This is a genomic window from Pseudoduganella guangdongensis (genome assembly GCF_009857475.1).
Classification (GTDB): Bacteria; Pseudomonadota; Gammaproteobacteria; order Burkholderiales; family Burkholderiaceae_D; genus Rugamonas; species Rugamonas guangdongensis.
The window spans coordinates 1-350 of record NZ_WWCJ01000060.1 but is presented as its reverse complement, the minus strand read 5'-3'; the positions used below and the strand labels follow the sequence as shown (position 1 = coordinate 350).

The following is a 350-nucleotide window of genomic DNA, read 5'->3' as shown; positions in this document are numbered from 1 at the left end:
TCACTTAGGGTAGTAGTAAAACTCATCAAACACAGTAGTAAATGCTTGAACTTATAGCCGTCAAGGTTATAGGGACAAGTGAATAAGTGCACATGGCGGATGCCTTGGCGATTACAGGCGATGAAGGACGTAGAAGTCTGCGATAAGCTTCGGGGAGCTGACAAACAAGCTTTGATCCGAAGATTTCCGAATGGGGAAACCCGGCCTTATAGGTCATCACTCACTGAATACATAGGTGTGTGAAGCGAACGCGGCGAACTGAAACATCTAAGTAGCTGCAGGAAAAGAAATCAACCGAGATTCCCAAAGTAGTGGCGAGCGAAATGGGAAGAGCCTGTACGTGATAGTCG

General features: G+C 46.6%; 1 rRNA gene. It reads left to right on the top strand.

Annotation, left to right across the window (positions count from 1 at the left end):
* Positions 1–72 precede the first annotated feature (72 nt).
* Positions 73–350 (top strand): 23S ribosomal RNA (locus GTP41_RS26820); the annotation flags it as partial.